Annotated in this window: 16 protein-coding genes; 7 read left to right on the forward strand and 9 right to left on the reverse strand. The window is 43.8% G+C overall.

Features of this window, described 5'->3' with window-relative positions; genetic code table 11:
• Positions 1-281 precede the first annotated feature (281 nt).
• Positions 282-1,082, forward strand: a complete 801-nt coding sequence (locus AM629_RS15220) for a BPSS1780 family membrane protein (RefSeq protein WP_054480118.1) — start codon at positions 282-284, stop codon at positions 1,080-1,082.
• A gap of 220 nt (positions 1,083-1,302) precedes the next feature.
• Here AM629_RS15220 and serS read toward each other — a convergent pair whose 3' ends face one another.
• The 5 genes from serS to lrp form a co-directional block, all read right to left on the reverse strand.
• Positions 1,303-2,592 carry a serine--tRNA ligase gene (gene serS, locus AM629_RS15225; RefSeq protein WP_054480119.1) on the reverse strand — a complete coding sequence of 430 codons (1,290 nt, stop codon included), beginning with the start codon at positions 2,590-2,592 and terminating at the stop codon, positions 1,303-1,305.
• Between the two features lie 104 nt (positions 2,593-2,696).
• Positions 2,697-4,040, reverse strand: a complete 1,344-nt coding sequence (locus AM629_RS15230; RefSeq protein WP_054480120.1) for a replication-associated recombination protein A — start codon at positions 4,038-4,040, stop codon at positions 2,697-2,699.
• A gap of 7 nt (positions 4,041-4,047) precedes the next feature.
• Entirely contained in the window at positions 4,048-4,659 is a 612-nt protein-coding gene (gene lolA, locus AM629_RS15235) for an outer membrane lipoprotein periplasmic chaperone LolA (RefSeq protein ID WP_054480121.1), read from the reverse strand.
• A 75-nt stretch (positions 4,660-4,734) separates the two neighbouring features.
• Positions 4,735-8,061, reverse strand: a complete 3,327-nt coding sequence (locus AM629_RS15240) for a DNA translocase FtsK 4TM domain-containing protein (RefSeq protein WP_054480122.1) — start codon at positions 8,059-8,061, stop codon at positions 4,735-4,737.
• Positions 8,062-8,191: 130 nt separating this feature from the next.
• Positions 8,192-8,686 carry a leucine-responsive transcriptional regulator Lrp gene (lrp, locus tag AM629_RS15245; RefSeq protein ID WP_011145896.1) on the reverse strand — a complete coding sequence of 165 codons (495 nt, stop codon included), beginning with the start codon at positions 8,684-8,686 and terminating at the stop codon, positions 8,192-8,194.
• A 501-nt stretch (positions 8,687-9,187) separates the two neighbouring features.
• Between lrp and trxB the strand changes: the two genes are divergently transcribed.
• From trxB to infA, 5 genes are all read left to right on the forward strand, one after another.
• The gene (trxB, locus tag AM629_RS15250; RefSeq protein ID WP_054480123.1) at positions 9,188-10,150 is read left to right on the forward strand and encodes a thioredoxin-disulfide reductase; all 963 of its coding nucleotides are present in this window, start codon (positions 9,188-9,190) and stop codon (positions 10,148-10,150) included.
• A gap of 128 nt (positions 10,151-10,278) precedes the next feature.
• Positions 10,279-12,048: a heme ABC transporter permease/ATP-binding protein CydD gene (gene cydD / locus AM629_RS15255; RefSeq protein WP_054480124.1), complete on the forward strand. Its 1,770-nt coding sequence runs from the start codon at positions 10,279-10,281 to the stop codon at positions 12,046-12,048.
• A gap of 2 nt (positions 12,049-12,050) precedes the next feature.
• Positions 12,051-13,802 carry a heme ABC transporter ATP-binding protein/permease CydC gene (cydC, locus tag AM629_RS15260; RefSeq protein ID WP_054480125.1) on the forward strand — a complete coding sequence of 584 codons (1,752 nt, stop codon included), beginning with the start codon at positions 12,051-12,053 and terminating at the stop codon, positions 13,800-13,802.
• A 6-nt stretch (positions 13,803-13,808) separates the two neighbouring features.
• Complete coding sequence (gene aat / locus AM629_RS15265; RefSeq protein WP_054480126.1) at positions 13,809-14,498, forward strand: leucyl/phenylalanyl-tRNA--protein transferase; 690 nt, start codon at positions 13,809-13,811, stop codon at positions 14,496-14,498.
• A 156-nt stretch (positions 14,499-14,654) separates the two neighbouring features.
• Positions 14,655-14,873, forward strand: coding sequence for a translation initiation factor IF-1 (gene infA, locus AM629_RS15270; protein ID WP_002211347.1), 219 nt, complete (start codon positions 14,655-14,657; stop codon positions 14,871-14,873).
• Positions 14,874-14,944: 71 nt separating this feature from the next.
• Here infA and clpA read toward each other — a convergent pair whose 3' ends face one another.
• A complete protein-coding gene (gene clpA, locus AM629_RS15275) occupies positions 14,945-17,221 on the reverse strand; it encodes an ATP-dependent Clp protease ATP-binding subunit ClpA (RefSeq protein WP_054480127.1) in 2,277 nt (758 codons plus the stop codon).
• Between the two features lie 31 nt (positions 17,222-17,252).
• Entirely contained in the window at positions 17,253-17,573 is a 321-nt protein-coding gene (gene clpS / locus AM629_RS15280) for an ATP-dependent Clp protease adapter ClpS (RefSeq protein ID WP_054480128.1), read from the reverse strand.
• 595 nt (positions 17,574-18,168) lie between these two features.
• Here clpS and cspD point away from each other — a divergent pair.
• Positions 18,169-18,390 (forward strand): cold shock-like protein CspD, encoded by a 222-nt coding sequence (cspD, locus tag AM629_RS15285; protein ID WP_054480129.1) that lies wholly within the window; start codon positions 18,169-18,171, stop codon positions 18,388-18,390.
• 78 nt (positions 18,391-18,468) lie between these two features.
• Here the strand turns inward: cspD and macB are convergent, their stop codons facing one another.
• Both macB and macA read right to left on the reverse strand, forming a co-directional pair.
• Positions 18,469-20,412, reverse strand: coding sequence for a macrolide ABC transporter ATP-binding protein/permease MacB (gene macB, locus AM629_RS15290; protein ID WP_054480130.1), 1,944 nt, complete (start codon positions 20,410-20,412; stop codon positions 18,469-18,471).
• The gene (macA, locus tag AM629_RS15295; protein ID WP_054480131.1) at positions 20,412-21,524 is read right to left on the reverse strand and encodes a macrolide transporter subunit MacA; all 1,113 of its coding nucleotides are present in this window, start codon (positions 21,522-21,524) and stop codon (positions 20,412-20,414) included. Before macA ends, macB begins: the two co-directional genes overlap by 1 nt.
• Between the last annotated feature and the right edge of the window lie 198 nt (positions 21,525-21,722).

Consider the following 21,722-nt stretch of genomic DNA (forward strand, 5'->3'; position numbering starts at 1 on the left):
TATTAATATTAATTAATTTATATGAAAGAAAGTGCAATATATTACTTAAATAACTTAGTGATTCAGGTAATTATGGATCGCTTTGATAAAGTTAACAACATAAGTAACTTTCCGATTAAAAATACATCAATAATTTCTCCTTAATTATATCCATTTAATACTTGTCGATTAATAAAATTAATATATTATATTCGCCGGCTTTCTCAAGTTCGCTGTAGCTTTTGAGATGCAGACAAAAATAAATTATTTAATATAAGTCAACAATTAAATTGGAAAAATTAATGGATAATCAAAACCTCAATTTTAATTCTAGCTCTATATCTAACAATAACGAGGTATTTATTCCAGGTGGTCAGTCCCTCCGTAGCGGAGAAGGTACGAAATGGATTGGTCAATCATGGAAACTGGTTAAGAGCAAATGGGGTATGTGGATACTCCTTACCATTATCTATTTTGCAGTTATATCTGGTTTACAGTTTATTCCTTTTCTTGGGCTACTTTCGGGAATCTTAGGTCCAGTATTTATTGGTGGAATCATAGCTCTATGTGAAAAACAAAGAACTACTGGAGAATTCGAATTAGGACTGTTATTTAGCGGATTTCAGCAGAATTTTTCATCGCTAATTGCCGTTGGGGCTTTATCATTTGGTATTATGCTGCTTGGATTTATCGCAACTTTTATCATCAGCGGTAGTATATTAACCAATATATTGTTAGCCAGCCAATATGGTGAGCCTCCCGTTAACTTTTACCAATATGATCTGTCGTCATTATTTCTTGCTGTCCTTGTTTTGTTTGTCTTCAGCCTCGTTGCCAGCGCTTTAGCTTGGTTTGCACCAGCGCTCATCGTTATCCATAATTTGAAATTTGGTGCTGCCGTATCAATGAGCCTGGAAGCCGTGAAAAAGAATTTATTACCCGGTTTCTTATTCTTTATTACCATTGCGGTAATATTCATAATCTCCATAATTCCTTTCGGTTTAGGGCTTTTAATCTCTATGCCTATTCTTTTAGCTAGTTATTACTCATCTTACCGCAGCATTTTTATTGGTAAGGAGAAACCATCGACTTTAGTTAGCTAAAAAATACATTTATACCTGTTATCTTTCAAGTTGCCTCTTTGTTGGCTGCACTCATTCACCCCGGTCACAGAGTTATCTATACTCCCGGGGATTCGCTCCCTTGCCGTCGCAATGCATCTTGAAATCTATTGGGTATAGTATTTACTGAATTCAGTAATTTTGTAATTAATAAAATAGACAGCAAAAAGCGCCGATTCGGCGCTTTTCATTAATACAATAATCAACCAATATATTCTAAGCCGCCCATATATGGACGCAATATTTCTGGAATTTCAATACGACCATCAGCTTGCTGATAGTTTTCCATAATAGCAACCAAGGTACGACCAACAGCCAAACCAGAACCATTGAGGGTATGAAGCAATTGAGTCTTTTTATCTTCTTTACCACGAAAACGCGCTTGCATACGACGAGCCTGGAAGTCCCACATGTTAGAACAGGAAGAGATTTCACGATAAGCGTTTTGAGCCGGTAACCATACTTCCAGATCATAAGTTTTACATGCACCAAAACCCATATCACCTGTGCATAGTAAAACTTTGCGGTACGGCAGATCCAGTAATTGCAATACTTTCTCTGCATGACCTGTTAGTTCTTCAAGGGCATTCATTGATTCTTCAGGGTGAACAATCTGAACCAATTCAACTTTATCAAACTGGTGCATACGAATCAGACCACGAGTATCACGGCCATAAGAACCCGCTTCTGAACGGAAGCAAGGGGTATGAGCGGTCATTTTCAATGGTAATTCGCTTTCATCCAAAATTTCACCACGGACCAAGTTTGTTACCGGAACTTCAGCGGTTGGGATCAGCGCGTAATGACTTTCTGTTTCTTCTTCCAGCGGCTTAGTATGGAAAAGGTCTTCACCAAATTTTGGCAACTGGCCCGTACCATATAAGGTTTCATGGTTAACCAGATAAGGAACGTAAGTTTCCAGATAGCCATGCTGTTCTGTGTGAAGATTCAGCATAAATTGAGCCAAGGCACGATGCAGACGAGCAATCTGCCCTTTCATCACTACAAAGCGCGAGCCGGTCAGTTTAACCGCGGCAGCAAAATCCAGCCCATTTGTCAGTTCACCTAATGAAACATGATCTTTGATTTCAAAATCATATTTACGTGGCTCACCCCAGCAACTTATTTCTAAATTATCATTCTCATCTTTACCTACTGGTACAGAGTCATCTGGTATGTTAGGGATATTCAAAGCCACATCACGGATTTCAGTTTGAAGCTTTTCCAGTTCGGATTTCGCTGTATCCAACTTCTCACCTAACTGGTTCACTTCCTGACGTAATGGATCAATATCTTCACCACGGGCTTTCGCCGCACCAATAGCTTTCGATCGGGAATTACGTTCTGCTTGCAGGGTTTCAGTTTCAACTTGTAAAACTTTGCGGCGCTCTTCTTGTTTGCGCAGCGTATCCACGTCAAGGGCATAGCCCCTGCGAGCCAGTTTTTCGGCGACTGCGTCTAGCTCATTACGCAGTATGTTTGGATCGAGCATGCTAGTCCTGTGCTTGTCGTTATTAAGATAGATGATATGAACAGACCCACAAGTTAATGGGTCATAAGATATTTTTACCTGTCAACCTTACCGCAACAATAACGTTAGCGATAGCGTTTTATCGGGCTATTTTGATCCTGCTCTGCAAGCCAGGCCAGTTTTTCACCTATTTTTCCCTCTAAGCCCCTATTTGACGGATGATAATAGCGGGTTTCCTGCATTTCAGAGGGGAAATAAACTTCACCAGCCGCATAGGCATTAGGTTCGTTATGAGCATAGCGATATTCCTCACCAAGCCCCATCTCTTTCATCAGTTTTGTCGGTGCATTACGCAAATGTGCGGGAACATCGTAGTCAGGCTTTTCCTTTACATCGGCTATCGCCGCTTTAAACGCGGTATAAACCGCATTGCTTTTCGGTGCGCAGGCAAGATAAACAATCGCTTGAGCAATTGCCCTTTCACCTTCTGCTGGCCCAACACGGGTAAAACAATCCCATGCAGCAATAGCAACCTGCATTGCTCTGGGATCAGCATTGCCAACGTCTTCAGAAGCAATCGCCAATAAACGACGTGCAACATACAATGGATCACCACCGGCGGTAATAATCCGGGCATACCAGTAAAGCGCAGCGTCAGGTGCAGAGCCACGTACAGATTTATGCAGAGCTGAAATCAAATCGTAATAACGATCACCTTTATTATCAAAACGCGCACTGCGCTCTCCGCTAACTTCGTTCAATAGTTTCGGTGTCAGAACCCGTTGCCCTTGAGCATTGGTTTCTGCCATATCCGCCATCATCTCCAGAAAGTTCAGTGAACGACGGGCATCACCAACAACCAGTTCCGCAATCATGTGACGGGTATTTTCAGGTAAAACGATATTCTGACCATGATAACCGTTATCTTTATCATTCATGGCCTGATTAAGGACCTGTTCAATTTCTTCTGTTGTCAATGATTTAAGCAAATAAACCCGCGCTCGTGAAAGTAATGCGGAATTCAGTTCAAAAGAGGGGTTTTCTGTCGTAGCACCGATAAAGGTTATCGTGCCGTCTTCAATGTGGGGCAAAAAAGCATCTTGTTGGCTTTTATTAAAACGATGCACTTCATCAACAAACAGAATAGTTCTCCGCCCTGCATTACGGTTCTGACGTGCTTTTTCAATCGACTCACGTATTTCTTTGATGCCAGAAGTGACCGCAGATATCCGCTCAATATCAGCCTGTGCATAACGCCCAATAATTTCAGCTAATGTTGTTTTCCCTGTTCCTGGAGGCCCCCATAAAATCATGGAGTGCAATTGCCCGGTACGGATAGCTCTCGGCAGTGGTTTCCCCTCAGCCAGCAAATGCTGCTGACCGATATATTGTTCTAATGTCACTGGCCGCATACGTGCGGCCAGTGGCTGGAATTCATTTTGTGAAAAATCGAGGGACAGATTGCTCACTTAAACCTCACTGGCGTTGATCATCCAACGTGACGCCTTTCGGTAGAGTAAAACGGAATTTTGCAGCGTCCACATAGGTGTTTTGCAACCCCTTTAACTGATAAGCACTTTTTTGTCCATCCTGCTCAACAGCTGAGAATTTCTGGATAGTGCCGTCAGTCGTTACCGTAATAAAAAAGCGTTTCAGGTTGCCATTTGCATTATTCGGTGTCAGTTTAAAATCATTCCCTTTCTGAATGATTTTATATTGAGACCACTCTTTAGCATCGTTACGGGTAATCAGCATAAATGGGGTGTTTCCTGTTGCATCTTTTAACCAAGTGGCGGTTACCTGTTCAACAAATGGATTATAGAACCACAAGGTTTTACCATCTGATACCAAAACACTTTCGTCCGGTGATGTCATATGCCAGTTAAACAAGTTTGGACGTTTAACCCACAATTGCCCGTCACCTTCCTGAATTGTCGCACCATCATCACTGGTTACTATCTGAGTAAAACTGGCATGAAAACTACTTATTTTGCCCAAACGTTCCTGTAAATTCCGACTCGCACTTGCCCATACAGAAGTGACACTCATGCTAGCCATCAAACAACCTATCAATATCAGCTTTTTCATGTAAGAGATACCTTTACTCAGCGTTATTACCCGGTGTATTTATTATCGGAGCTTTCCACATATTAAAATTAACTATCAGCGCTCATGCGGCGGTGGCGCCAATACTTCGCGATTACCATTATGGCCCGGAGTGCTGACAATCTGCTGTGCCTCCATCTGTTCGACAATCCGCGCAGCACGGTTATAACCGATACGGAACTGGCGCTGTACACCAGAAATCGAAACCCGCCGTTTTTCAATAACGAATTCAACCGCTTGATCGAACAGTGCATCTAACTCTTCACCGCTATCCAAACCCAGACTACCTTCCGCATCATCACCGCCACTAAGAATATTATCAATATATTCTGGACGGCCACGGGCTTTCCAATCATTCACCACCTCATGAACTTCTTGATCCCGTACAAATGCGCCGTGAACACGCACCGGAATAGAAGAGTTTGGCGCCAGATAAAGCATGTCTCCCATGCCCAACAGAGATTCAGCGCCCGCCTGATCAAGGATAGTGCGAGAATCAATTTTGCTGGATACCGTAAAAGCAATACGGGTTGGTATATTCGCTTTAATCAGACCGGTAATAATATCGACAGATGGACGTTGCGTTGCCAGCACTAAATGAATGCCGGCAGCCCGCGCTTTCTGCGCCAAACGTGCAATTAGCTCTTCCACTTTTTTGCCAACTGTCATCATCAAGTCAGCAAATTCATCTACCATGACAACGATATACGGCTCTTTTTTTAGCACAGGGTGAGTGACATCCATGCTATCGCCCGGTTTCCAGAATGGATCTGGAATTGGACGTCCCATCTCTTCAGCCTGTTTAACCTTTTCGTTATAACCTGCCAGGTTACGTACACCTAATGCAGACATCAGTTTATAACGGCGTTCCATTTCACCAACACACCAACGTAGTGCATTAGCTGCATCTTTCATGTCGGTAACAACTTCAGTCAACAGATGTGGAATGCCTTCATAAACCGACAATTCCAGCATTTTCGGGTCAATCATGATAAAGCGAACATCTTCCGGTTTTGCTTTATAGAGGATACTGAGGATCATAGCGTTGACACCAACAGATTTACCCGAACCGGTTGTACCCGCCACCAGCAAGTGCGGCATTTTACCTAAATCAGCCACAACTGGCTGACCGCCAATATCTTTACCTAATACAATTGTCAGTGGTGATGGGTTGTCACGGAACTTTTCACAATCCAATACTTCACGCAAATAGACTGTCTGGCGTTTTTTATTCGGCAATTCCAAACCGACATAAGGTTTACCCGGAATGACTTCAACAATACGTACCGCTACCGCAGATAAGGAACGCGCAAGATCTCTCGATAAGTTGGAAATACGTGATGCTTTAACACCCGGAGCCAAATCCAATTCAAACCGAGTGATCACCGGACCTGGCGAGAAACCCACTACATCGGCTTTAACCCGATAGTCACTCAGACGCGCTTCAATCAAACGAGCCGTTTGCTCAAGGGCAAACATATCAACCGGCTCTTCTTCTGCCAAAGGGCTGGCTAATAGATCAAGCGAAGGCATTGGCGTCGTTGGCTTTGGTAATGGCTGATCATTACGGATCAAAAATGGATGGAACAAACTATCCTGCTGCGGTTGCTGCGGTTGCTGCGGTTGCTGCGGTTGCTGCACAACAGTGTGTGCTGGCGCTGGCATAAAAGTAATTTCTGTGGATAGTTCGGATTTATTTTCTGGCTCTGATTGAACAGAAGGCATAAATAACGGCTCTGCCGACTCTTTTTTCACTAAATCTTCAACTGGTGAGAAATTATCAAAGTTAGACAAACTTTCCAAGGCAATGTTCTCTTTTTCCCCTTGGTAGTTCTGTTCCTGATAACGCTCACGTTGCTGCGGCTCAACGGCTCGTTTAACAATTTCTGGCTGAACCTTCTCTGCCATTGAAGGCTGATTTTTCGGTTCAAACGGGTTCGGCATTATTTGAGACTCAATTGGAACATCTTCCTCTGTATCCGCAGGCATGCGATAACGTTCGCGCTGTTGTTCAAGAAACTGTTGTCGCAACAACTCTTCTTGCTGCTTATCAGACTCAGCATCAGCCCATTCCTCTACCTGCTGTCTGGTCTCTTCTTCACGCTGTTGCTGCTCTGCAAGACGCTGTGAAGGCACTTTGATGCCATATAATTCACGACGGGTTGGAATACGGACAGGATTAGGACGAGGCAACTCTGGCCCGATCCCCTGCTTAACCTGAGAGTTGCCTGTAATAACCGCTGCCGATGTTGCTGTTACTGCAACCTTTAGCTCGGTTTCCGGCATAGAAGTGAGTGTGTCACTACTGCTTTGCCTATTTTCAATCGGCTCAAATGTCGGAACTACGTCAACAGCTTGTTCAGATGCAGGTTGGAAATTATGCTCAGAAGGAATTTCAAATGTATAACGAATCGGTTCGTCATCATTTTTTTCATATTCTTCTGCTTTTTCTGTTTCTTCTGCTAATGACCGGGACTCTACAGCAACATCGGATGCATTGACCAGAATTTCAGGTTCAGCATCAATGTCAGCCATATTAACGGTTGGAATATCAAGTCGCTGCTTTTCTTCAATTTCCGCTTTCTCTGATTCCGGTTCATTTAGTTCAGCTTTTGCTAATTCCGCAGCTGAAAGTGCAGTAAACAGCACATCATCATGATCGATATCAGTTACTTTAAATTCTGGTTCTGTTTTGCCATAAGCAGAGCTGTCCTGCTCAATAGCGGTTTCACTATATGATGATGATGACGTATATTCTTGTTCATTACGGCTACGGTTGGTCACATATCCTATTGCCCCCAGAATAACTGCCCCGGTTTTTTCCGCAATAGTCAACCACGACCAGCCGGTAAATAACGTAAATCCAATTGCCCAAATACACAGTAACATCAGCGTCGCTCCCAGCTCATTAAACCAGGGCAACATAGCACTACTAAACAGGCTGCCAATAATGCCACCAGAGGCAAAATAATGGAGATCATCAACATTCAATGCCGCTAATCCACATGAAGTCAGAACTATTGCCAATGCCCCAATTACACGCAAAGCAAGCACAAAGAAATCGACATATTCTCGGTCATCATGTTGTATGAAAGCAGTCCAACAACCCAATATCATCAATGGAGGAATGGTGTAAGCCAAAATACCAAACGCAGAAAACAGAGTATCAGCCAGCCATGCACCAACACCTCCCCCCAAATTATGAACTGGTTCATGCCATGCAGTCTGAGACCAACTGGGATCAGAAGGGTTAAAACTGATAAGTGCGACCATCAGATAAGCCGCTACGATAACAATGACAAGCAGTACAGCCTCTAACAACCTGCGCCCACTACTCAGTCTCTTCAACTCAATATTTTTATCTTCTGTATATTCCTGGCTCAAGAAAGGCTCTCCAGGTTTCCTGTTGATTTAACGGAACAACGCCGAGATAGCTCAGCGTTGAAACTGTATGCATAAACAGGAGTGTACCTAAGTTCTTCCAGTTTTGCATCTGTACATTTTTGGCAAGATCTCAGCGAGTCTTAATGACCAGACGGTTACTCTGCTTCACTTCTTCCATCACAACATATGTGCGGGTGTCATTAACACCTGGCAGACGTAGCAAAGTTTCGCCCAGTAACTTACGATACGCTGACATGTCCGGTACGCGGGTTTTCAATAAGTAGTCGAAATCACCGGAAACTAAATGACATTCCTGAATCTCTTCCAATTTCTGCACAGCAGCATTGAATTGTTCAAAAACATCTGGAGCACCACGGTTCAGGGTAATTTCAACAAATACCAACAATGATGCATCCAAATAATGAGGATTTAGCAACGCGGTGTAGCCAGTAATAAATCCCTGGCGTTCCAAGCGACGAACCCGCTCCAAACAAGGTGTTGGTGACAACCCTACCCGTTTAGACAGTTCTACGTTAGAAATTCTACCATCTTTCTGCAACTCATTGAGTATATTACGATCTATACGATCAAGATCTTTTCCCGGACGCTTTTTATTATCTATCATCTTAATGATCTCTCTTTATTTTCCTACACCCATAACATTTTCCCCTATCTCTCTTGAGTTTGAGTTGGAAAAGATGTCCTAAATTAAAGCCCGCCTTATCACAGTCATGTAGCTCACAGGCCATTTTTTTAGTGCTATACCGAGGATTATCCGCATGTCGATTTGTCGATTTTTATAGAAACGAATTTAGCGAAGTGGATAATTATCTCTTACAGTGATGTTTTCGCAAATGCACAGCCGATTGTCAAAGTAAATGAATAAAAATCAGAACAACCTGTGGAACAAATTTTCAGTTAATCGTTTCAATAGCCTACCATTGATTAAAAAGAAGCAAATCAAATTCAAACCGCATTAAAAGAACACTTTTCTCAGGTTAAAATCATTATTAGCTAATATCTATCGGTAAAATCGTTAGTAACATGAGTATTTTAGCTTTTTTTACCCTCCTATTTCTCCTACAATCGCCCGATATATGATGTGATAAATGGAAATGAGGTATTCATGAGCACCGCCCACCACAAACTCATTATTCTTGGCTCTGGCCCGGCCGGTTATACGGCTGCGGTTTATGCTGCCCGGGCAAACTTAAATCCAGCTCTTATTACCGGAGTAGAAAAAGGCGGTCAGTTGACTACCACCACTGAAGTCGAGAACTGGCCAGGTGATCCTGAAGGTCTGACCGGCCCTGGGTTAATGGAACGTATGCACCAACATGCCGAAAAATTCCAGACCGAAATCATTTTTGACCATATTCAAAAAGTTGATCTGCAAAACCGACCTTTCCGCCTTTATGGTGATGAACAAGAATATACCTGTGACGCATTGATTATCGCAACAGGGGCTTCTGCACGTTATCTTGGTCTGCCTTCTGAAGACGCATTCAAAGGCCGTGGTATTTCAGCCTGTGCAACCTGCGATGGTTTCTTTTATCGTAACCAGAAAGTTGCCGTTGTCGGTGGCGGTAATACCGCTGTAGAAGAAACCTTATACTTGGCTAATATTGCATCAGAAGTTCATCTAATTCATCGCCGGGATACATTCCGCTCAGAAAAGATCCTGATTAGCCGTCTGATGGATAAAGTAAAAAACGGCAATATCGTCTTGCACACTGATCGTACTCTGGATGAAGTTCTTGGTGATGATATGGGTGTTACCGGTGTTCGCCTGCGCGATACCAAAAGCGACACCACAGAAGAATTAGCCGTTACCGGTACATTCATTGCTATCGGACATACTCCCAACACAGCTATCTTTGAAGGCCAATTAGAACTGGATAATGGTTACATTCAAGTGCAATCTGGTTTACAAGGTAACGCTACTCAAACCTCAATTCCCGGTGTATTTGCCGCCGGTGATGTGATGGACCACACCTATCGTCAGGCAATTACATCTGCCGGTACGGGTTGTATGGCTGCCCTTGATGCAGAACGGTTCCTGGATGAGCTGGCAACTAAATCTAAATAAATTCTTTTTCTTTCAAGGCGCTATTTCGGTAGCACCTTTTAACATGTAACATATCGGCAGGCTGCTGACACCAGTCCAGTCTCTTTAGTACATCGTTATCATCACCCGCTAAATCAGAAGTTTTTCCTATGGATAAAACAAGACAGTATGAATTGATTCGCTGGCTAAAGCAGCAAAGTGCTCCAGCCCAGCGCTGGCTCCGCCTGTCCATGCTATTTGGCTTAATCAGTGGATTGTTGATCATCACCCAAGCCTGGTTACTGGCCTCAATCCTGCAAGCTTTAATCATGGATAATATCCCCCGCGAACACATCACAGATAAATTTTTGATGTTGGCAGCGACTTTTGCTCTACGGGCAATGATCAGTGCTATCCGGGAACGAATTGGTTTTATTTGTGGCAAAATCGTGCGCCAGAAAATCCGCGCTATGGTATTAGATAAGCTTGAACAACTTGGCCCGGTATGGGTTAAAGGCAAACCAGCAGGTAGCTGGGCAACAATTATTCTTGAGCAGATTGAAGATATGCAAGATTATTACTCCCGCTATCTGCCTCAGATGTATCTCGCCGTGATGATCCCTATTCTCATCCTGATTACCTTATTTCCGATTAATTGGGCTGCCGGGCTGATTTTGTTCGCGACCGCCCCACTTATTCCCTTGTTTATGGCATTAGTTGGTTTAGGTGCAGCAGATGCTAACCGACGCAATTTCGTCGCTTTAGGACGATTGAGCGGTAATTTCCTTGATCGTCTGCGCGGATTGGAAACACTGCGCCTGTTTTATCGTGGTAAAGCAGAAATACAACAGATCAGCGAATCCACTGATAACTTCCGCCGCAGAACGATGGAAGTTCTGCGGATGGCGTTTCTCTCTTCAGCTGTGCTGGAATTCTTTGCGGCTATTTCCATTGCCGTCGTCGCTGTCTATTTTGGTTTTTCCTATCTTGGTGAACTTAATTTTGGCAGTTACGGTATGGGAATCACTCTATTTGCGGGTTTTTTAGTGTTGATCCTCGCGCCGGAGTTTTTCCAGCCACTACGTGATCTTGGTACTTATTATCACGCTAAAGCACAAGCCATTGGAGCAGCCGAATCGTTAGTCACGTTGTTAAGCAGTGATGGTGAGCAAGCCCCCTCCGGTGGCGGTAAAACGCTATCCCCCCAAGATTCAGTGACGATAATCGCTAATAATCTGGAAATTCTGGCTCATAATGGCAGTCTGCTCGCCGGTCCGTTAAATTTTACTATAGCGAAAAATCAACGAGTTGCATTAGTTGGTCAAAGCGGTGCGGGCAAAAGCTCCCTCTTGAATTTATTGTTAGGGTTTTTACCCTATCGTGGCTCAGTCCAAATCAATGGCACCGAACTGCGAGAATTAGAGCCACAAAAATGGCGAGATCAACTAAGTTGGGTTGGGCAAAACCCACATCTACCTGAACAAACTTTGCTTGATAATATTCGGCTTAACCAACCTGATGCTAATCAACAACAAATCGATCAGGTTATGGAACGGGCATATGTCACCGAATTTGTTAATGATTTTCCTAATGGGCTGAATACCATTATCGGTGATAATGCAGCACGGTTGTCCGTTGGTCAGGCTCAGCGTATCGCTGTCGCCCGTGCCTTATTAAAACCTTGCCAGTTATTATTACTGGATGAACCTGCCGCTAGTCTGGATGCTCATAGTGAGCAACGGGTGATGGAAACACTGAATCAAGCATCTCATTATCAGACAACTCTATTAGTGACTCACCAACTGGAAGAAACGCTGGGATATGATCAGATCTGGGTCATGGAAAAGGGATTAATCATTGAACAAGGAGATTACCAGACGCTAAGTCAGTCTGGGGAAGTATTCACCCGTCTGTTATCCCATCGGAATGAGGAGCTTTAATTATGCAGGTATTGCTTCCATTTCTGGCGCTCTATCGCCGCCATTGGTTTCTTATCAGTCTGGGAATGGTATTAGCTACGGTGACTATGCTCGCCAGCATAGGCTTGCTGACGCTCTCTGGTTGGTTCCTTGCAGGCACAGCATTGGCCGGTTTTAGCGGAATCTATACATTCAACTATATGTTACCGGCTGCGGGTGTCCGTGGATCTGCTATTCTGCGTACTGCCGGGCGTTATGCTGAACGGTTGGTCAGCCATGATGCAACGTTCCGTGTACTGGCTCATTTGCGAGTATTTGCATTTCAGAAAATTTTACCCCTTTCTCCGGGAGGCATTGCCCGTTTTCGCCAAGGTGAATTACTAAATCGGTTGGTTGCTGATGTTGAAACACTGGATCATCTCTATTTACGGGTCATTTCACCGATATTTGCCGCCTTTGTTATCATCATCATACTGACTTTCGGCCTTGGTTTTCTGGATCTCACGCTGGCTTATACTCTCGGCGGTATTATGCTAGCTCTGCTGCTCCTGCTACCCTTTGTATTCTATAACGCAGGTAAACCCATTGGCCGCGATTTAACTATTCTGCGTGGTCAGTACCGTACTCAACTCACTGCGGCATTACAGGGGCAAGCCGAATTAATGGTATTCGGTGCACTTGGCCGCTTCCGCAAGTCGATGGAGGATATTGAGTCCCGTTGGTTAAAGCGTCAGCAACAGCAAGCTAATCTAACAGGCTTGTCACAAGCAATCATGATTTTTGCTACCGGGATGACTGTCACGTTGATCCTATGGATGGCAGCTAATGGTGTCGGTGATAACCACCAGCCAGGAGCATTGATTGCGCTGTTTGTTTTCTGCTCTCTTGCGGCTTTTGAAGCCCTAGGTCCTGTCACTGCCGCATTCCAGCATCTGGGGCAAGTTATTACCTCGGCAACCCGCGTTTCCCAATTGATGCAACAACAGCCGGAAATTATTTTCCCCGCATCAGGGCCAAAAAGCTCAGAGCAGGTCAATGTTGACATTGAAAATCTCAGTTTCACTTATCCCGGTCAGGCATTACCGGTCTTGAAAAACATTTCTCTCTCCTTGCAAGCAGGAGAGCATATCGCTCTGTTAGGAAAAACAGGTTGCGGTAAATCGACTTTGTTACAGTTACTAACACGCGCATGGAATAGTGATGCAGGCACTATCTGTCTGAACCAGCATCCTGTTTCTATTTATGACGAACCCACTCTGCGCAGTATGATGTCTGTCGTTTCACAACGTGTTCATGTATTCAGCCATACTTTACGTGAAAATTTATTATTGGCAAAACCCAATGCAACCGATAATGAATTGGAAATTGTGTTGAAACAGGTAGGTTTAAGCAATTTGCTGGCAACAGATGAAGGGCTGAACTGCTGGATGGGCGAAGGCGGTCGTCAGTTATCAGGCGGTGAACAACGCCGTCTGGGAATTGCCAGAGCATTATTGCACTCAGCACCACTGATGTTATTAGATGAACCCACTGAAGGGCTTGATGCAGACACTGAGCAGCAAATTCTGTCCCTGCTGCACCAACACTGTCAGCATAAGACATTGATTATTGTTACTCATCGTCTGTACGGGCTTCACCATATGAACCGTATTTACGTTATGGACGGAGGTACAATTGTTGAACAAGGACAGCATGATGAGTTATTGGCTCAACAAGGCCACTATTATCAGTTTTATCAGCAACAATATCGTATTGGTCCTGAATCGGAGCTGTAATACACAATGCCAATAATTCAACTAGATGATTCATATGGCTTTCCTCTGCCAGAAGAGGCATTAACGGAACCTAATGGCCTGCTGGCAGTAGGAGGAGATTTATCTGCTGGACGATTGAATGCAGCTTACAATGAAGGAATTTTCCCCTGGTTTTTACCAAATGAAGTGCCGCTTTGGTGGTCTCCTGATCCGCGAGCGGTAATCATTCAGGGTGAATTACATACTGGTCGGACATTACGTCGTTTTCTGCGAAATCACCCATACCGTATTACGGTAAATCATGCTTTTGAACAAGTGATCGACTCCTGCGCACAACGGCAGGAAGGAACCTGGATAGGCAGGGATGTTAAGCAAGGTTATCAGGTATTACATCAGACAGGACAGGCGCATTCAGTAGAAGTCTGGCATGATGAACGGCTTGTTGGTGGCCTGTACGGTGTCAGCGTTGGTACACTATTTTGCGGTGAGTCTATGTTCAGCAAAATGGAGAATGCATCCAAATGCGCGCTTATTGCTTTTTATCACCACTTCCTGCGACACTATGGTGACCTAATTGATTGCCAAGTTCTGAACCATCACACCGCGTCATTAGGAGCGAAAGAAATCTCCAGGGAAAAATTCATTCAGTATCTTTATCAATTTAGAAATCGACCATTAAAACCAGGCTGCTGGTTGCAACAAGTACTGGAATTATAATCAACATTTTACCCATTAATGTTGATTTTGATGGACCTGTCACTTTGCGCTGTTTGCAAAATAGTGGTTCAAAATACAACATTCCTTTACATAATGAGGGTTTTTCGGCATTATCTTGCCCGTTAAAAACGATGGTTGTTAAACTTAGAGGATTAGATGGCCAAAGAAGACAATATTGAAATGCAAGGTACCGTGCTAGACACACTACCAAACACTATGTTCCGCGTTGAATTAGAAAACGGGCACGTAGTTACTGCTCACATCTCAGGTAAAATGCGTAAAAACTACATTCGCATCCTGACAGGCGACAAGGTTACAGTTGAGCTGACCCCATATGACCTGAGCAAAGGCCGTATCGTCTTCCGTAGCCGCTGATTCATTACCGTTTTTAGGTATTACACCACAGGCAATAGCAGTTTTATATTCGCCTGTGGTGCGATCCTATATCAGTGCACTACATCTTCTGGTTTCTGCTTATAAGCATTACTGAAATCATAAGTCAGCACTTGTTTTACCTTATCCAGACCAATACTAACTGAACCGCCGTGAACTAATGAGCCAAACAACAATTCATTTGCCAGCGGTTTCTTCAAACTATCCTGAATAACCCGAGCCATTGGACGAGCACCCATCGTTTTATCATATCCTTTATCACACAACCATTGACGGGCATCTGCACTGACCTCCAGTGAAACGCCTTTTTCATCCAATTGTGCTTGCAGTGCAACAATAAATTTATCTACTACCTGCTGAATAACCTCAATAGAAAGCGCATTAAACCAGATGATGCCATCAAGGCGGTTACGGAATTCTGGTGTAAATACCTTCTTGATCTCTTCCATTGCATCAGAACTGTTATCCTGCTGCTTAAATCCAATGGATGTGCGCTGAGTTTCACGTACACCCGCGTTCGTTGTCATGACCAAAATAACATTGCGGAAATCCGCTTTACGGCCATTGTTATCGGTCAGGGTACCGTTATCCATGACCTGTAATAACAGATTAAATACATCGGGATGCGCTTTTTCGATCTCATCAAGCAACAATACTGAATGAGGGTGTTTAATCACAGCATCTGTCAGTAATCCTCCCTGATCAAAACCAACATATCCCGGCGGTGCACCAATCAGACGGCTTACGGTATGGCGCTCCATATATTCCGACATATCAAAGCGCAATAATTTAATATTCAGCACCCTGGCAAGTTGGACGGTGACCTCTGTCTTACCAACACCCGTCGGGCCTGCAAGCAGAAAAGAACCCACTGGTTTATTATCCTGCCCTAATCCTGCACGACTCATTTTAATGGCTTCAGTCAATGCCGCAATCGCGGTGTCCTGACCAAACACCAACATTTTCAACCGATCATCCAGCGTCTTCAGAACATCCTTATCACTGGCAGAAACGGTTTTCTCAGGAATACGAGCAATACGCGCGACAACAGATTCAATATCCGATACATTGATTGTTTTCTTACGACGGCTGACTGGCACCAAACGAGTACGCGCTCCTGCCTCATCAATAACATCTATGGCTTTATCCGGTAAATGACGGTCAGTAATGTATTTCACTGACAAATCAACCGCAGCACGAATAGCTTTCGTGGTATAACGCACATCATGGTGCGCCTCATATTTGGTCCGCAACCCTTTAATAATCTGTACTGTCTCTTCTGGTGATGGCTCCACAATATCAATCTTCTGAAAACGACGAGCCAGCGCCCGATCTTTTTCAAAAATATTACTGAACTCATGATAGGTCGTGGACCCAATCACCCTGATTCGACCACTGGATAATAGTGGCTTAATCAGATTGGCCGCATCTACTTGCCCCCCTGACGCCGCACCCGCACCAATAATGGTATGGATTTCATCTATGAATAGAATACTTTTTCTATCCTGCTCAAGGGTTTTTAACAGAGATTTGAAGCGCTTCTCAAAATCACCACGATATTTAGTCCCTGCCAGCAATGAACCTATATCCAGTGAATAAATCGTACAATCCGCCATCACTTCCGGCACATCTTTTTGCACAATCCGCCATGCTAACCCTTCAGCAATAGCTGTCTTACCAACCCCCGATTCACCTACCAACAATGGGTTATTTTTCCGGCGACGGCACAATACTTGAATCGTTCTCTCTAACTCGCCCTGGCGACCAATCAATGGATCAATCTGCCCTTTCTGAGCGAGTTGATTAAGATTAGCGGTAAAATTCTCCAGACGATCTTCACCTACCGGCGGTTCTTCCGCAGCCTGCGCACCTGTTCCTAGATGATCCGATTCAGTGTCTTCTTTCTGAGCCCCATGAGAAATAAAATTAACCACATCCAGGCGGCTGACATCATGTTTACGCAGCAAATAAGCCGCCTGAGACTCCTGCTCGCTGAAAATAGCCACCAGTACATTAGCCCCTGACACTTCGGAACGCCCAGAAGACTGAACATGAAATACCGCACGTTGAAGAACACGCTGAAAACTCAATGTCGGCTGAGTCTCCCGTTCATCATTTTCAGGCAATAATGGTGTGGTTTGTGAAATGAAATTCTCCAGTTCCTGGCGCAATTGAACCAGATCGACCTTGCAAGCTTCCAATGCTTCACGCGCTGATGAATTGCTTAACAACGCCAGCAACAGGTGCTCCACGGTCATAAACTCATGTCTGTTATCCCGCGCTTTAGCAAAAGCAATATTAAGACTAAGTTCAAGCTCTTGGTTGAGCATAAGCACCTCCCCCTAAAATCAGTATGACTGGTCAGATTTTTTCCAGCGTACAAAGTAATGGATGCTGATGCTCCCTGGCATACATATTTACTTGAGCCGCTTTCGTTTCTGCCACCTCAGCAGTATAAACCCCACAAACAGCCTTTCCCTGATAATGGACATCCAACATTAATTGCGTTGCCCGTTCAATATCATAAGAAAAGAACTTTCGTAATACGTCAACTACAAACTCCATCGGAGTGTAATCATCATTGTTAAGAATGACCTGATACATTGACGGCGGCTGCAATTTTTGCTGTCGTTCATCCTTAACTGATTCCTTATTTTTCAAACTATTATGATAATCGTTCATTATTTTCCCAACAGGATTAATCTCTAATACCAGCCACTACCAGCAAATAAATTATGTTCCCATTTATCTTATCATTATCTGGTTAACTCCTTTTACCACAGACTATTCCCCTATGAAAACTCGGTATAAAAGTGAATGAACGAAACTCATATCGTTATCTATATCAAACTTTAGTCATTCAAAACAACCAGACATTTGTTCTGTGCTTGACGGGAATTTGATTTTTATTACAGTATGTTTTGTGAACAAACACAGATAATGTAACTGTTTATACCCAATAGATTTCAAGATGCAGTGCGAGACGGCAAGGGAGCGAATCCCCGGGTGCATAGCGAACTCTGTGACTGGGGTGAGTGAGTGCAGCCAACAAAGAGGCAACTTGAAAGATAACAGGTATATACCCAATAGATTTCAAGATGGATCGCGACGGCAAGGGAGCGAATCCCCAGGAGCAGAGATAACTCTGTGACTGGGGTGAGTGAGTGCAGCCAACAAAGAGGCAACTTGAAAGATAACAGGTATACATGTGATTGTTTACGACTGTTATATTAATGACTCATCTCAACCGAAATTATTAAACGAGGGATGTCGAAGTATGGAGACAGGTACTGTTAAGTGGTTCAATAATGCTAAGGGCTTTGGGTTTATTTGTCCTGCAAGCGGCGGAGAAGATATATTCGCTCATTACTCAACCATTCAGATGGACGGTTACAGGACGCTGAAAGCAGGCCAGAAGGTGAATTTCAGCGTTCACCAAGGCCCAAAGGGAAATCATGCCAGCATGATTGTTCCTCTTGAAAACGAACCCAAAGGCTAAATAACTTAGCCTATGAGTTATAACCAGGTATTACCTTACACGCCGCAGGCAATTGTCTGCGGCATAGCATTTTTTCACTTATTCTCTTGCCAGAGCTTCTATTGGATCAAGGCGAGCAGCATTACGGGCGGGCAGAAACCCAAATATCACCCCAATCGCGGTAGAACAAGCAAAAGCACTCAGTAAAGCAATGGGCTGGAAGACAAAATGCCAACCAGGTAGCGCTAATTGAGCAATAAATGCAATCGTATAGGAAAGTGCAATTCCTAAAACACCACCAACTAGACAAACCAAAATAGCTTCTATCAGAAATTGCTGCATGACATCACTGGTTCTGGCCCCTACTGCCATACGAATACCGATCTCTCTCGTGCGTTCTGTCACCGAAACCAACATAATATTCATAACACCAATACCGCCAACGATCAGTGAAATGACTGCCACCATTGTCAAGAAGAGTTGTAAGGTACGGGTGGTTTTTTCCACTGTTTTTATCAGCATATCCGTGTTATAGGTGAAAATATCCTTTTTTCCATGGCGTAGAGTCAGCAATTGAACAATCTTCTGTTCCGCATCTTTGGAATTATGGCCATCCTTTATTCTCACGGTAATAGAATCCAGGTAATTGCGGTTCATCAAGCGACTGGTCATTGTGCTGTAAGGCAACCAGACATGTAATGAACTATCACTGCCAAATGCAGATTTTCTTTCAGCTATCACCCCTACAATGGTAGCGGGCATATTCCCCATCAGGATGACTTCCCCAATCACATTTTTTTGGTGAGGAAATAACTTACGCTGGGTATTTTTATCAATAACCACAACTTGTCCCTGACGGCGTACCATATCCGATGTGAAACTCATTCCCTGAGCAAAACGCAGAGCATAAACCTGAAAATATTCATCACCAATACCCGATACTCTCGCCGCAACATCAATGTTTCCTTTACGCAGACGCATTCCCCCCTCAATCACAGGTGAAACCGCCAGAATATAGGGCTGCACTTTAATAGCATCGACATCCGCTATTTTCAGCGCTTGCTTACTGACCGGATCGTCACTACCAAAATCTTCTCCCGGATAAACACTAATGGTATTTGTTGCAATCTCTTTAATATTAGATAACACCAATGCCTTGGCCGCATCTCCGATGACCAAAATAGTCACTACCGATGCGATACCAATAATAATCCCCAACATGGTCAACAAAGTTCGCATCTTATTGGCAACCATTGCCCGCCACGCCATCAATAAAGCCTCGTTAAACCGCCCAAAGATTTGGCGGATTGATGATATTTTTGATGTCACTGACGGGACCTCAGTTACTTTTTTACGCAGTTGCGGACCAGAGTCGCTCATAATGAGACCATCTTTTATCTCAATAACCCTCTGTGCCTGAGCCGCAATTTTCGGATCATGAGTGACAATAATGACGGTATGCCCTTGTTCACACAGTTGCTTGAGAATTACCATCACCTCTTCACCGGAATGGCTATCCAACGCCCCTGTTGGCTCATCAGCTAAAATAACCTGACCACCATTCATCAGCGCTCTGGCAATACTGACTCTCTGTTGCTGTCCCCCAGAGAGCTGCCCTGGCCGATAGTTGATTCTCTCTTCTAGCCCCAGACGACTAAGCAATTCTATCGCTCTCTGCCTGCGCTCTGTTTTAACCGCTCCTGCATAAACAGCAGGAATCTCTACATTCTGTTCAGCGGTTAAATGGGTCAGCAAATGATAGCGCTGAAAAATGAATCCAAAATGCTCCCGTCTCAATGCAGCCAGTTCATCATTATTCAGTTCAGCAATATTCTGCCCCGCAACCCGGTATTCACCATGACTGGGTTTATCAAGACAGCCAAGGATATTCATCAGTGTCGATTTACCCGATCCTGAAGCGCCAATGATCGCGACCATCTCACCGGCATAAATAGATAAAGTGACATTATCCAGTACTTTTACCTGTTCCTCGCCAGCCGGGTAACTGCGCTCTATGTTTTTTAGCTCAAGTAACGCATTCATTACTCATCCCCTGCTTCACCACGGCTGGTAATCACCTGCTCATTTTCTTTCAGACCGGATAAAATCTGTACATCTACATCATTGCGTACACCAATGTTCACTTCCTTCTTCTCTTCTTTACCCCCATTCAAAACATCCACTTCATAACGGGTTGATGTAATTTGCCTACCCAAAGCAGAAAGCGGGATCATTAAAATGCCATGATAGGAATCCAGCTGAATTTTCACTTGAGCAGTCATTTGCAAACGCAAAAGTTGTTCAGGATTAGCCACTTCAAAGCGGGCATAAAAGAAAATTGCATCATTAATCTTTTCTGGCGTCGGCAAAACATCTTTCAACACTCCTGGAAAATTTTTATCTGGTGCACCTAATACAGTAAATGAAGCTTTCTGACCCGGTTTCAGGTAAATCACATCAGCCTCTGATACTTCCGCTTTTACCAACATCGTTCCTAGATCAGCCAATGTCAGAATAGTAGGCGCTTCCTGTGCCGCAATTACCGTTTGCCCTTGAAGTGTTTTGATATTGACAACAATGCCATCCATCGGGGCAGTAATACGAGTGTATTGCAAATTAGTTTGGGCAGTATCTAGGCTGGCCTGATTTTTACTTATTTGCGCCAGCAATGTTTCTACCTTCGCTCTTTTTACTTCAACATCCGTTTTAGCCTGGTCCAATTCCTGATGAGATACCGCCTGCACTTTTGCCAGATTATTCTGACGTTGCAATGTCAGCTGTGCCAGTTTCAATTGTGCTCTAGCTTCCATCAAATTGGCATTCAGCTCTTTGATCGTCGCTTCAACTTCTTTTACTTGGTTTTGGGCAGGTTTAGGATCGATCAACGCCAGTAACTGGCCTTTTGTCACCTTATCTCCCTCTTCAACATACAAGTTCTGCAACTGTCCGCTAACTTGTGCTCCAACATCCACTTTTCTGACCGCATCCAGTTTACCTGTTGCTAATACATTTTTTTGCAAATCGCCTTTAATGACGGATACAGTCTGATATTTAACCGTTTCTGGCCTATGCAGAAAATACGCCAAAACTAACGCGATAACTGCCACAATAACTAACAACACCATCCATCGACGTTTCGAACGAATAAAATTCATTTAAATATCACCATCTTAAACATTAGATCAGAAGGAATGACAAAAACTATGTTTCTTGTAATGCCACGAAAAACAGAAATTTCCACTCATCCCAAATATACCTGTTATCTTTCAAGTTGCCTCTTTGTTGGCAGCACTCACCCCAGTCACATAGTTCTCTATGCTCCCGGGGATTCGCTCCCTTGCCGTCGCGATGCA

It is taken from the genome of Photorhabdus heterorhabditis (genome assembly GCF_001280945.1).
GTDB lineage: Bacteria > Pseudomonadota > Gammaproteobacteria > Enterobacterales > Enterobacteriaceae > Photorhabdus > Photorhabdus heterorhabditis.

Coding starts and splice junctions, on each gene's coding strand:
- AM629_RS15220 (WP_054480118.1), top strand. CDS start 282: ATGGATAATCAAAACCTCAATTTTAATTCTAGCTCTATATCTAACAAT.
- serS (WP_054480119.1), bottom strand. CDS start 2,592: ATGCTCGATCCAAACATACTGCGTAATGAGCTAGACGCAGTCGCCGAA.
- lolA (WP_054480121.1), bottom strand. CDS start 4,659: ATGAAAAAGCTGATATTGATAGGTTGTTTGATGGCTAGCATGAGTGTC.
- lrp (WP_011145896.1), bottom strand. CDS start 8,686: ATGATAGATAATAAAAAGCGTCCGGGAAAAGATCTTGATCGTATAGAT.
- trxB (WP_054480123.1), top strand. CDS start 9,188: ATGAGCACCGCCCACCACAAACTCATTATTCTTGGCTCTGGCCCGGCC.
- cydD (WP_054480124.1), top strand. CDS start 10,279: ATGGATAAAACAAGACAGTATGAATTGATTCGCTGGCTAAAGCAGCAA.
- cydC (WP_054480125.1), top strand. CDS start 12,051: ATGCAGGTATTGCTTCCATTTCTGGCGCTCTATCGCCGCCATTGGTTT.
- aat (WP_054480126.1), top strand. CDS start 13,809: ATGCCAATAATTCAACTAGATGATTCATATGGCTTTCCTCTGCCAGAA.
- infA (WP_002211347.1), top strand. CDS start 14,655: ATGGCCAAAGAAGACAATATTGAAATGCAAGGTACCGTGCTAGACACA.
- clpA (WP_054480127.1), bottom strand. CDS start 17,221: ATGCTCAACCAAGAGCTTGAACTTAGTCTTAATATTGCTTTTGCTAAA.
- clpS (WP_054480128.1), bottom strand. CDS start 17,573: ATGAACGATTATCATAATAGTTTGAAAAATAAGGAATCAGTTAAGGAT.
- cspD (WP_054480129.1), top strand. CDS start 18,169: ATGGAGACAGGTACTGTTAAGTGGTTCAATAATGCTAAGGGCTTTGGG.
- macB (WP_054480130.1), bottom strand. CDS start 20,412: ATGAATGCGTTACTTGAGCTAAAAAACATAGAGCGCAGTTACCCGGCT.
- macA (WP_054480131.1), bottom strand. CDS start 21,524: ATGAATTTTATTCGTTCGAAACGTCGATGGATGGTGTTGTTAGTTATT.